This is a genomic window from Achromobacter animicus (genome assembly GCF_902859585.1).
Classification (GTDB): Bacteria; Pseudomonadota; Gammaproteobacteria; order Burkholderiales; family Burkholderiaceae_B; genus Achromobacter; species Achromobacter animicus.
Genome location: NZ_CADIJM010000001.1, coordinates 522,197 through 534,800, shown reverse-complemented (window position 1 = coordinate 534,800; position 12,604 = coordinate 522,197). Strand labels below are relative to the sequence as shown.

General features: G+C 64.1%; 7 protein-coding genes. 2 read left to right on the top strand and 5 right to left on the bottom strand.

The annotated features are described in order from the left end of the window. Nucleotides 1-55: 55 nt before the first annotated feature. From HV681_RS02435 to HV681_RS02425, 3 genes are all read right to left on the bottom strand, one after another. Nucleotides 56-1,810, bottom strand: coding sequence for a GGDEF domain-containing protein (locus HV681_RS02435; protein ID WP_175121542.1), 1,755 nt, complete (start codon nucleotides 1,808-1,810; stop codon nucleotides 56-58). A 271-nt stretch (nucleotides 1,811-2,081) separates the two neighbouring features. Then, entirely contained in the window at nucleotides 2,082-3,632 is a 1,551-nt protein-coding gene (locus HV681_RS02430) for a sensor domain-containing diguanylate cyclase (RefSeq protein ID WP_175121541.1), read from the bottom strand. A 112-nt stretch (nucleotides 3,633-3,744) separates the two neighbouring features. Continuing rightward, nucleotides 3,745-4,863, bottom strand: a complete 1,119-nt coding sequence (locus HV681_RS02425) for a site-specific integrase (RefSeq protein WP_437340373.1) — start codon at nucleotides 4,861-4,863, stop codon at nucleotides 3,745-3,747. Between the two features lie 219 nt (nucleotides 4,864-5,082). On the opposite strand from HV681_RS02425, the gene poxB reads away from it, so the two are divergent. Together poxB and HV681_RS02415 are read left to right on the top strand one after the other, a co-directional pair. After that, nucleotides 5,083-6,810 carry a ubiquinone-dependent pyruvate dehydrogenase gene (gene poxB, locus HV681_RS02420; RefSeq protein WP_175121540.1) on the top strand — a complete coding sequence of 576 codons (1,728 nt, stop codon included), beginning with the start codon at nucleotides 5,083-5,085 and terminating at the stop codon, nucleotides 6,808-6,810. A 341-nt stretch (nucleotides 6,811-7,151) separates the two neighbouring features. Then, a complete protein-coding gene (locus HV681_RS02415; RefSeq protein ID WP_175121539.1) occupies nucleotides 7,152-8,210 on the top strand; it encodes a DNA-binding protein in 1,059 nt (352 codons plus the stop codon). 118 nt (nucleotides 8,211-8,328) lie between these two features. Here HV681_RS02415 and HV681_RS02410 read toward each other — a convergent pair whose 3' ends face one another. Together HV681_RS02410 and HV681_RS02405 are read right to left on the bottom strand one after the other, a co-directional pair. After that, entirely contained in the window at nucleotides 8,329-8,997 is a 669-nt protein-coding gene (locus HV681_RS02410; protein ID WP_175121538.1) for a response regulator, read from the bottom strand. A 335-nt stretch (nucleotides 8,998-9,332) separates the two neighbouring features. Next, nucleotides 9,333-12,602 carry a hybrid sensor histidine kinase/response regulator gene (locus tag HV681_RS02405; RefSeq protein WP_175121537.1) on the bottom strand — a complete coding sequence of 1,090 codons (3,270 nt, stop codon included), beginning with the start codon at nucleotides 12,600-12,602 and terminating at the stop codon, nucleotides 9,333-9,335. Nucleotides 12,603-12,604 lie beyond the last annotated feature (2 nt).

Here is a 12,604-nt window from a genome sequence, read left to right as displayed (position 1 = left end):
CTTCTGGGCCGTCTAGCTTCCGGGCCGCTAAACTTCCGGGCCGCCAGAAACGGTGTCATCCCAGGGTGCGTTGCTGGACCTGATTGCGCCCGTTCAATTTCGCCAGATACAAGAGTTCGTCAGCGGCACGGAAAAGGCCGCTGACGGATTCCGCATGGCTCCAGGAAATGCATGCCACGCCGAAGCTGGCCGTCAGGCCAAACGTGGCGCCGCTTTCCGACGTGACGGTGCTTGCGCCGATGCTTGCACGCATCCGTTCCGCCATCTCCAGCGCCTGCTGCGCGCCGCGCGTGCGGCACAGCACGGCAAATTCCTCTCCGCCCACGCGCGCGACCACATCTGACTGACGCCAGACTGTGCGGCATAGATCGGCCACGGCCTTGAGCGCCAGGTCGCCGCTCGCATGGCCGTACGTGTCATTGATGGTCTTGAAGTGGTCGATATCGAACAGGATGAAGGCCAGCATCGGCTGGCTTTCGTCCCAATGGGCGCACGCCGCCTCAAACCGCTTCTCGAAGGCGCGCCGGTTCAACAGTCCAGTCAGGTAGTCCGTTTCGGCGGTATGCGCCAAGTCCGCAATCAGCCGGTCGCGCTCCGTCTCAAGGCGCTTGCGCGCCGCGGCGTTTTCCTTCAACACGCGCAGCGCATTAAAGACCTCCTCGACTTCGCCATGGTATTTGCCCGGTGGAATCTTGGCCGGCGTCGACCCGCTGGCGATTGATCCGATGATGCGCGTGGCCAGCGCAAAAGGCTGGATCACGCGCTTGCGGAATTGCACCAGCGCCACGGCCAGCGCCGCCACGAGCAGGGCGGTCGCCGCCAGGGTCACGGCAAGCAATCGGGCCGCTGACATGCGGTGCGCGTCGATGTGACGTTCCATCTCGTCCAGCAGCACGTCGCGGAACTCGGTGATGGCGCCCATCATCGGCACATACGCCGCGGCCAGATCGCCAGTCGAGACAGAGGCTTCGTCCCACTGCCGCGATGCCTGCTCGCGCACATCGTCAAGGTAGGCCAGGCCTTCGCCAAAGTAGCGCGCTTCCATCCGCGCATACACCTCGCTCGCCCGCACATCCGGATGTGTCGCCATCCGAGCCCTGATCAGCGCGTGCAACTCGTCGATCCTGCCGAGCACGCGTTCGATACGGAACTGTTCCTCGTCGGTCAACTGCCGGCGCTGGCTTAAAGCGGGCGTGTAGGTGGAACCGAGCAGGCCGGCCTGTTCGCGCAGCTCGCTGGCCAGCAGTGCCAGCGTTAATAGGCTGGGCGCATTGGCTTCGCTGCGCATGACCAGCCCCGCGTTGGCGGCCAGGCTCGCCTGCCATTGCGGAATGATGCGCACCATGGCGCTGACCGCGTCCCACAGCATCTGGCCGGATCGCTGATCGCGCGGGGCGGCGATCAGTCGGTCGACGTCCTGGCGCGCTTCGGCTAGCGCCAGGCGTATGCGTTGGATCTCGCCGCGCTTGGCTTTGCCGTCGGGGCCGGCATGCAGCGCCAGCAGCGCCTCGATCAAGCTGTCCGTGCGTGTCCGAGCCGCGGCCAGCGATGCCATGACCTCCGGCGGCACGGGCAGGGCAGATCCCAGCGCGGCGTTCATGGGGCCTCGTTCGGCGGAGGCTCGCTCCATGACGCGGATCGTCGCGCGCACCGAGGCAAATGTCTGCCGCGCCTGCGACGCCGCGCCGTACGACTGCCAGTTCTGGTACAGCAGGATGCCGGCAAGCACCGACACCAGCAACAGAACGCCTACAGCCAGCGCGATGAAATGACGTTCCAGGGATTTTGGCGCGACGGCGGGGCGCAACATCTCGGCGTGCAGGTCCAGGCAAAGTCGAAGCTGCGCAGAATACTGTAATTGCCCTTGCTGATATTGGGGTTTTGGCAGATTCCGCCTGATTTCAATTTATGCGGGCAAGAATATTTCGCTGCAATGCGGTTAATTGCGGTTTTCTGCGAAACCTTGCGCCGGCCAGTCACGGTGTCATATCTGCCCAGGCCTCTTGCTGGAACCCGCACCTGGATCCTGATTCCGAGCCGCTGCGGCTTGGCGCCGCCACGGCGAATTCACCTGCCGGGCTTCACGCCTCGTGCATGACGACGCGATTGCGCCCCTGCTGCTTGGCCACATACAACGCCGCGTCGGCCGCCCGGAACGTCTCATCCACGTCCGGCCCCGTCGACGGCCACTGGGCCACGCCCGCCGATACCGTCACGCGGTTGGCGCCGTGCAATGGCCGTTCTGCAATATGCGCCCGCAGCCGCTCGGCCACATTCACCGCCTCCCGCGCCGCCACGCCGGGCAACAGGATCAGGAACTCCTCACCGCCATTGCGGCACAGCACGTCCGACGGCCGCGAACATTCACGCATGATCTGCGCCATATCGCGAATCACCTCGTCGCCGACGTTGTGGCCGTAGGTGTCGTTGATGCGCTTGAAGTGATCGATATCCAGCGCCACCACCGAAAACGGCGTGCTGCCGGCCTGCATCTGGTCCACCGCGTCCTGCGTGCCGCGTCGGTTGCGCAGCCCGGTCAGCGGGTCCGTGATGCTCGCCAGGTTCAGTTTGCCGATCTTGTCCTGCAGGCTGGTGAAGCTGGCCATCACGGCGCGCTTGAGCCGTTCGGCCTCGAAGTACCAGGCCTTCACCGACTGCACGCGCTGCATCGCCACGGATACGTCCTGATGCTCCACGTTCGTGGCCAGTTGCGACAGCGGCAGCGAAATCATGCGGGCGCACCACCAGATGGCCAGCAGGAAGGCCACCGCCAGCGGCGCGGCATAGCCCAGCAACGCCCAGATCAGGTCGTGGATCGGTTCCAGCGTGACCTGGGCGGGGCGCTGCGCCACCACGCCCCAGCCGCTGATGGGTACCGGCGCGTACCCGGCCAGCATGTCGACGCCCTTGGTATTGATGACGCGCATTGCGCCGGTATTGCCCTTGATCACCGAGGCGACCACCGGATTCGTCAGGACTATTTCGCCGACGCGCGCGGGATCGGTGTGATAGAGAAGCTGTCCATCGCCATCCACCACATACAGATACGATCCGTCGTGGTAGTGATGCTTGCCCAGCAGCTCGTTCAACGCGCTTTCATTACGCAGGTAGATTGTGCCCCCGACGTACCCCATGTAGACGCCGTCGTTCGAAAAGATCGGGTGCGTGACATTGATCAGCAGATTGCCCGCGATGGACACGTACGGCTTGCTGATCATGGGCTGGCGTTTGCTCAAGGCGGCGCGGCTGCCGGGGCTGTCGACCTGCACGCCCAGAAAGTTGCGGAAAGACGCCGTGGTGGCCAGGATGGTGCCGTCCGCGCCCACCACGCCCACCGAGTTGAAGCTGTCCGTCTGTTGCTGCACGCGCATCACTTCGGCAGCCAGGCGATCCGGGGACGCCATCAAATCGGGCATGTGCCGGGCGCTGTATCCCAACTGCTGCTGCGCCGATCGCAGAAAACTGGCCGCGCCTTCGGCCAGCTTCGTCGCATAGACGCGGTTCGATTCGAGCGTGTTCTCGATCAATTGCTCCCGCTGCACGCGATAGCTTGCATACAGGGCATTGGCCGTGGCGGCGATGGCGCTGAAGACGGTGAGCGCAAGCACAAGCCCGCGGAGATTGATTTGCATGGGATCGGAACGGGCAGGGGACGAGCCAGGGGTCCGGGCGCTTACCGTTGATTCGAAGGATATCGGTCGGGACGAGGGCCGGAGCGCAGTGATTGTAGAGTCACTGCCTCCATTACGGCAGGTTGCGCGGATCCTGTAGGTCTGGGGCAGGCGGGTCGTCCAGCAGGCGCGCCGCGGGCGATTGCGCCGCCGCCCCGGCCCGGAAGTACCCCATCACCGTCGCCACGCTGGCGTGGCCGGTCATCGCCATGGTGTCGCCCAGCGGCACGTTGCGCCGGCCGGCTTCTGTCACAAACCCCGAGCGCAGGCTGTGCGCAGAAAACGCGCCGTCCAGCCCTGCCAGCCGGCTGCGTTCCAGCACGATATCGCGCACGGCCGCGGCCGCCAGCGGCTCGCCCACGACATCGCCGCGCCGGACCCGCCTGAAGATCGGCCCTTGCTGAACGCCGCTGGCTGCCAGCCAGTCGGCCAGCGCCTCAGCAGCCTTGCCCAGGATCGGCTTCTGGTCCTGCGCCCGGACGGCGCCCGTCTGGTTGGTTTTGGAATGCGCCATCGTATAAAGATAGCCATCGCCCGTGCGGCGGGTGTTTTCCATCGTGGCGCGCACCACCTCCGAGCGGCGGCGGCCGCCGCTCGCCCAGGCGAACAGCAGCAGCGCACGGTCCCGCTTACCGCGCAACGAGTCGTCGCAGGTGTCCAGCATGGCTTCAAGCGGTTCGCGCGTCAGCGCCTCTTTGCGGGCGGGCGCCACGCCTCGGCGGGCATAGGCCCGGCGGGTCTTGGACACCAGCTCTCGCACAGCGGCGCCGCGACAGGGGTTCGGGTGCCCCAGCAACTCATGCGCCTTGGACAGCACGGACAAGCGCTGCAGCAGCGTGTTCAGGCTCGGCGCGCCAAGCTTGCCTTTCGCCTTCAGCCGCACCAGTTCCCGGTCCAGAGCCAGCGGCAGCTCCCACTCCAGGCCGGTATCGGAAGACCGTTGCGCGTGGTCCACCACGAACTGAATGACCGCGGCCTCGGACACCGGCAAGGCGAAGGCCTTGCCATACCGCAACCCGAACCATGCCGACCAGTATCGGATCGCCGCGCGGTAGCTTGATGCCGTGTTGGCCGAACTGCCTTCGCGCAGCAGGTCGCGCACGGCGGCGTCGGCGTGGCTGTCGAGCGTGTCCGGATCCAGCGGCGCCAAGGCGGCTGTCAGCGCCGGGGCCATGCCAGGCAAATCATTCATGTTTCCGCGCCCACGGCAGTTGGCCGTCCCTTAGGTTTTGGTAATAAAACAGTCGAATAATCCCGTCATGTTAGCCGGTGAGCGTGCGGCTACCGGCGTCCGGCCGTTGCGCATGGCGCCGGGCGCGGTGCTACGATTTCCCGCACGCAAGTCAACTTCCGACGCTAGGGCAAACCGTAGCGGTAAGTGTCCCGGCGGCGTTCCTTCAAGGAGCAATCCATGGCCGCAACCGTCGCAGACTATCTTGTCAAAGTGCTTGCTGAAGTTGGCGTCCGCCGCATCTGGGGCGTGACAGGCGACAGTCTCAATGGACTGAACGACAGCCTTCGCAGGATGGGCCGGATCGAGTGGATGCACACCCGCCACGAAGAGACCGCGGCTTTCGCCGCCGGCGCAGAAGCTGCCATCACCGGCACGCTGGCGGTATGCGCCGGCAGTTGCGGACCCGGGAATCTGCACCTGATCAACGGCCTGTTCGACTGCCAGCGCAGCCGCGTCCCCGTGCTGGCCATCGCCGCCCACATTCCGTCGTCCGAGATCGGGTTGGGATATTTCCAGGAAACCCATCCGCAGGACCTGTTCAAGGAATGCTCCGACTTCGTCGAGCTTGTCTCCAACCCGGCGCAACTTCCGGGAATACTGGCCCGCGCCATCAATACGGCGGTCGGCAGGCAAGGCGTGTCCGTCCTGGTGATACCTGGCGACGTGGCGCTCGCTGCAGCGCCTTCGGACGTGCCGGACTCGTGGCCGCAGCCTCCGGCGCCTCCTCACATCCGCCCGGACGCGGCGGCAGTGAAGGAGCTGGCCCAGCTGCTGAACGGGGCAGGGAAGGTGTCGATCCTGGCCGGTAGCGGCTGCGCCGGCAGCCACGATGCGGTGGTCGCGCTGGCCCAGCGGCTCAAGGCTCCTGTCATCCATGCGTTGCGCGGCAAAGAGCACGTCGAATGGGACAACCCTTGCGACGTCGGTATGACCGGCTTCATCGGCTTTTCTTCCGGTTATCACGCAATGGAGAACGCCGACCTGCTGCTGATGCTGGGCACGGACTTTCCGTATCGCCCGTTCTATCCCAAACACGCAAAGATCGTGCAGGTCGATCGCGATCCCAGCGCCCTGGGCCGGCGCGCGCCGCTGACGTTGGGTATTGCTGGCGACGTGGGCGAGACCATCGCCGCGTTGCTCGAGCAACTGGACGACCGCCAGGACAGCGCCTTCCTCGACGCCGCGCTCCGGCATTACCGGGACTCCCGCAAAGAGCTCGACAACCTGGCCGCTCCCGCGCCCGCCGGCCGGCCGCTGCATCCCCAGTATCTGGCCCGGCGCATCAACGAATTGGCCGATGACGACGCCATCTTTGCGGCGGAAGTCGGTTCGCCCACCGTATGGGCGGCAAGATATCTCACCATGAACGGCAAGCGACGCTTGCTGGGTTCCTTCAACCACGGCTCCATGGCCAATGCCATGCTCCAGGCGATCGGCGCGCAGGCAGCGGCGCCGGGCCGGCAGGTGATTTCCATGTCCGGCGATGGTGGGTTCACGATGATGATGGGAGATTTTCTGTCGCTGTCGCAGTTGCAGCTTCCCGTGAAGATCGTCGTCTTCAACAACGGCTCGTTGGGCTTCGTCTCCATGGAAATGAAAGCGGCCGGGTTCCTGGATACCGGCACCGACCTGCAAAACCCCAATTTCGCCGCCATGGCCGAAGCCGTCGGCGTACGCGGCATCCGGGTTGAATCGTCCGAATTCCTGGATGCCGCGCTGCAGGAAGCGCTTGCCCATCCCGGCCCGGTGCTGGTCGACGTGTTGACCTCGTCGCAAGAGCTGATCGTCCCGCCCAAGATAAAGCTCGAACAGGCCAAAGGGTTGGGGCTGTACATGCTGAAGGCCATCATGAACGGCAGGGGTGACGAGGTAATCGAATTGGCGAGGACAAATCTGGGGCGGTGAGGTGAACCGAACGGGCGACACTCTGGCGACGGGCGCGGCGCGCCAGCCGACTGGGTCTTTTGCGAAGTCGCGAGGGAAGGGGGCAGCAGCCTCCTGCCCGCGCCTGTCTTGTGATTTGCTCAGCGATTAACCGAATTCCACCGAATATTTGCGGCGCAATCGTCTCGAAGAGCACGGACGTCCTGCTGACCTGCGCGCTAGCGGCATGTACGCAAATCTTTCGCCTAGAATGTACGAAATCATATGTCCGATGTAAGATATACAACATCAACGGCAGATAACTCGCGATAAGGTTCCATTATCGTGACTAATTCCCCCGCCCAACTCGACAAAACATCATCATGGCCACTGGAATCACCGAATCGGATGTCTGGACCGCGGCAGACGCGCTGTTGCTCGAAGGCGCCCGGCCCACGATCGAGCGGGTACGGCAGAAGATCGGCCGGGGGTCCCCCAACACAGTTAGCCCGCATCTGGAAACCTGGTTTCGTGCCCTCGGCGCGCGCATCCAGGATCCGGGCGCTTTCGCTGCACCGCCTGCCGTGCCGGATCCGATCGCACAAGCGGCGACGCATTTTTGGGAAGCGGCGCTGGCTGCGGCCAGGGCAGAACAGGCCCAGGCTTATCAGGAGCGCTGGGAAGAGCTGGCACGGGAAGGGGAACGGTTTGCGGCGCAAGCCGAGCAGCTGGAACAGCGCGAAGCGCAACTGCTTGAGCGCGAGCACGACCTGCAGGAAGCGTTGAAAGTCGCCACGGCCCAACTGGCAACCACCGAAGCCCGCCTGCAAGCGGCCGAAGCGCAATTGCGCCAGCGAGACAAGGCGCTAGCCGCCTCGCAGGACAGCCTGGAGGACGCCCGCAGCGCCAACAAGGCGCTATTGGCTGACGCCGAACAGGATCGCGACCGCCACGCACAGGCCATTGCAGCGTTGCAAGCGCGTCACGCTGCCCACGAGCGGCGATGGCTCAACGAACTGGATGCGGAGCGAGGAAGCGTAAAGCGCCTGCAAACCCGCCTGGATGCATCGCTTTCCGCCGCCCAGCAGCAGGCAGATCAACTTCGGGAAGCGCTCGCTGCGTCCCAAGCGCAACTTGGCGCGTCGGAACAACAGGCGGCCGCCTTGCAGGCGCAGGGGTTGGCCGACCAGCGCCTGCAACAAACCGAAGCCGTCGCCGCGGCCAATGCGCTACAGGCCAGTCAGGCGCGAGAATCCGAACTGGCGCAGCGCCTGGCTACGGCATCCGCGCAAGTGAATGATCTGTTGGCGCAATTGAAGTCGCGAGACGCCCAGTTCGGTGATTTGGCGAGCCGCTTGCTGGCAATCCAGGAATCGCCGAGGCCGGCGCAGCCTTCGCAGCAAGCGGATCCGGTGGTGGCGGCGCGTGCTGAAGGACCGTGACTTACGGGTGGTGAATGCGCGCCCGATTTCGTATTTTTCGATGCGAGCAGCGTGCCGGGAAAGATCCGAAAAAGATGCCCCGAAAGCCGAATCTTCCGGGGCGCTGCCTTCTCAATCTTCAGGAAAAACCTTGCTCATCCGCGTACCGGAGCAGTTCGGCGTTGGTCTCGATGTTCAGCTTGCGCATCGCCGACTGTTTTTGCGTGCCGATGGTTGCCACTGAACGATGAAGGCGCCGCGCGATCTCGGTAACGGATAGGCCCTGCGCAAACATCCGTACCACCTCCAGCTCTTTCGGCGACAACCCCTTTCCCTTGCCGGCACGTCCCATGGTCACGTCGTTCTGGCTGAGCCGCTGGCTGATGCTGTGCGACAGGATCGGCCCGCTTTCGCTCAGCGCGCGCACACAGATGGACACCAGCTCATCGATCGGCTCTTCCTTGCTGACGATTCCCGCCACGCCCACCTGGCGAAGCTGGTTCAGGATGCCGCTGTTGGACAACATCGTGAAGACCACGATGGGAATTTCCGGGAACAGGCGCTGCAACCGCTCAATCAGCCGCAAGCCGTCTTCGTCCGCGGACCGGGCGGCCATTGAAAAGTCGGTGACGATGAGATGGCAGGGATGGTCCTGCACGGCAGTGACGAGTTCGAGGCCTGATCGAGCCGTGGCCACCACCGTAAACCCGGGCACATCGTTCAGGGAATCCGCGAGCGCGAGGGAAATGATGGGATGGTCGTCGGCGACGATGATCCGAACATCCTGATCGGACGAAAGCTTCATCATGATCCCGCCATCGCGTTGATGTTCGACTGCGCCTGGTAATCCCGGGTGTCCGGACTGCGACACGGCACGGGGAAGCCGGTCCGTGGCTGGCCCCGCCAGGCTGAGAGCGCCAGGAATTTCGGTACGTCCGTCGGTGACCATTTTATGTTCAAACTCCACTGAAAAGGCGAGGAGAAACGGTTGGGCTGCAGGCAGAAAACGCGCGAAGCAGGCGGCCAGGGCTATTGAGAAAGCCGCTGAATCTACCGCCCGATACCCACTCAATACATAGACAAGCTTCGAAAGCGAGTCGGCTTCGGCGCAATATCGGATTGTTCGGCGCCCGAGTTTGAAGGCTAGACCTGGGCCAGCGTATCGCGCAGCAGCTCGACCACCGCATGGCTTTCAGCCAGGGCAGCCGCATTCAGCCCGGCGCTGCGCAACTGCTCCTCCAATGCTTCCAGGCGTTCGGTGATTGCGGTCATTTGCATGACGCTCAATGCGCCGCGCATCCGGTGCAGCGTGCGGCTCAACAAGCGTTGGTCGTTCGTTTCGAGGGCCCGGACCATCTGTGCGATATCGGCTTCCATCGTATCGACGAACAATGCGCGGTACTTTTCCGGCACGGCCGGCGCGGGCTCGGCTTGGCGCGTTGCGCGCGGCGGGGCCGCGGCGTCCGCAGTGTCAGCTGATGGCGCGCGGCTTCCCTGAAGATGCCGTCGCAATGTGGAAAGGTTGATGGGCTTGACCAGCCAGGAGGTCATGCCCGCCGCCAGACAGCGCTCTTCTTCTTCGCGCATAGCGTTGGCGGTGACGCCAATGACGGGAACGGTGGCGCCCTGGGCCCGCAATGCCTTCACGAGTTCATAGCCATTCATGCGCGGCATGTTCACGTCGGTCAGGACCACGTCGTAACGCGTAAGCCCCCACAACATCAGCGCTTCCGCGCCGTCGGACGCCAGGGTGACCTCGCAGCCGAGTTGTTCGAGTTGATGCTGCAGCGTCGCCTGATTGATCGGATTGTCCTCGGCGACGAGGATCGACAGGCCAAGCGGGGCTAAAGCGCTGATGTCGGATTCGGGGTCCACGGTATGTTCTCCGCGAACCGCGGCCAGGATGCCGGCGGCAATGTGTTCGATGCTGGCAATGACCCGGACGGTGCGCGCGGTGGGTGGCTTGGCGCTTGCGCTGGCCAGCACGTGGTGGCCGGCCCAGTCGTGCAGGTTGCCGCTGCCCGGATTCAGGACATCGACAAGGATGTCGTCTGGCGTGCCGGCGGGCAGGGGAGCGGGCGCGGGAACTGCCTTGGCGCCCCAGCGTTTAAGCCACTGGCTGATGTTTTCGGACAGTTCGTGATGCGGGCTTCGAACGTATACGGTCAGGCCGCTCAAGTCGGGCGGGCTGAATGGCTGGCCGGCTGCCACTTGTAGCGGCAAATCCAATGAAAAGCTGCTGCCCAGCCCGAGTTCGCTGGTGACATTGATGCTGGTGCCCATCAGTCCGGCCAGGCGCGCGCAGATGGATAATCCGATGCCGGCCCCGCGCACGGTATGCGAGCCGCTGTCGATCTGATAGAACGGCACAAAAAGCTGCGCCTGTCCTTCCTTGGGGATGCCGATCCCCGTGTCGACCACCTGCAGCCTTAGATGCGTGCGGTCAGCCAGCACTTGCGCCACTGTCAGCCGGACGATCACATGCCCGGAGTCGCTGAACTTGATGGCGTTGCTGAGCAGGTTGCTGAGGATCTGGTGGATACGCACGGGGTCGCCCGTCATCCATTCGGGCACGGCGACGTCCACGCAGCAAAAGAGCAGCAGCCCCTTCTGTTCGGCCATCGCCGCGTAGGCGTTGGTGCATTCTTCGACCAGTTCGCGAGGGTTGAACTCCGAAAACTCCAGCGCGAGTTGCCCGGCTTCGATCTTGGTGATGTCCAGAACGTCGCTGATGAGCTGCAGCAGGATCGCCGACGAGCTTTGCATGCGCTCCAGGTGCTGACGCTGTTCGGCGTCCAAGGTGGTGAGGCTCATGAGTTGCAGCGTGCCCAGCACCCCGTAGAGAGGAGTTCGGATCTCGTGGCTCATCGTGGCCAGGAAGGTCGATTTTGCTTCGTTGGCCCTGTCTGCCTCGCGCTTGGCCTCCGTCAGGGCCTGCTCAACGACCGCGCGGGCGCTGATGTCCGAGAAGGCGCACAACACCACGTCCTGGTGGTTGTAGCGGGTAGGTGCATAGGCCACGTACAACGGACGTCCATCCGTGGCCTGAAAACTGGCGATCGTGCCCGGACCGGCTGCGCCGAGCACCTGCCTCAGGAACAGGTTGGTCTGCGGCGAGTTGTCCAGCTCCCGGCCGGCCTCCGCGCCCAGCCATTGAAGCGCCAGGCTGTTGCCGAATACGACTTCACCGCCGGGCCGCGCCAATACACACAGCGCCACGGGTGCCGTCTCGATCAATGTCCGGCTGAATTCTTCCTTTTCGACGATGTCGCGTTGCGCATTCGAGGCCGGGGCGATGACGTGGCGGCTGTACCATCGCGAAGACATGATGCCGGTCCCAAGGCTGAGCAGAATCAGCAGACCCGCGATGGCGGGCAGCCAAAGGTTGTCCTGGAAGAAGGCGCCATAACTGACGCGATAAGTGCCAGTCCAAACTCCCGACGGGTCCGTGATACGCAGCACGATCCCTTCCGCCGTGTATTCCAGGCCGTCCTTGGTCCCGGTCGGTCCGGGCGGTTCTCCGAGAAGCAGCCCCTCGCTGCGGTGCGTCAGCCAGAACCCGCCATGCAACGGCTTGCGCAGGGTCTTTTCGAAGATGTTGATCCGCTGATGATTGAATTGCGTGGCCGCGTAGACGGCAGACGTTCCATCCCGTGCCGTGGACCAGACAGATTGCGGCATGTCGGCGTACAGCAGGCCCAGCATGCTGCCGGAAAGCGCTTCCAACCTGAACCAATGGACGCGTCCGGATCTGGGAGGGTCGCGATGCCCGGGCAGGTCTTGATCGATAAGGCGTTGGCGGACCGTCTGCAGGCGGCGCAACTCCGTTCTGATGGCGTCGGTGACTGTCAGGAAAGCGGCGGGACTCAGGCGCTCGTACCCCGACACGGCGCCGACGGCGGGCACGCTCATGCTGATGCTGTCCGATTGGTTGACCAGGAAGATCGTGGAGGCGGGATAGTAGGACGCCGCCCAGTAGCTTGAATAGAAGTCCGCCACGAACTCGCCCAGATTCGCAAGGCGGCGACCTGCGGTGGGGCAGTCAGAGGCCTGCTCGCACGCCAGCGAGAAAGCCATTTCCGCGTAGGAATGTTGACCTTCAAAGAGCTGCATGCCGAAACGCTCTGGCACGTCGGTCGCCTGCAGGGTGAGCTCTGTCGAGAGGTTTTCGGCGGGCAGCGAGGGGCTGTGGGCGCGGAGCTTTCCCAGGAATTGCTCCTGGGCCTGGATGTAGCCGACCAGGATGGAGAAGTCGAGCTTCAGACGATCGCTCTCTTGCTCGACGATGCGGTTCAGTCCCCAATAAAGCGCGCCGACCAGGACCAGGGCAAAGGGCAGGATGCCGAAGAGGGCGAAATTCAGCCAGCGAGAGGTACGGGTGATCCGGGCAAACGGGGTATCGGGCTTTCGCATGG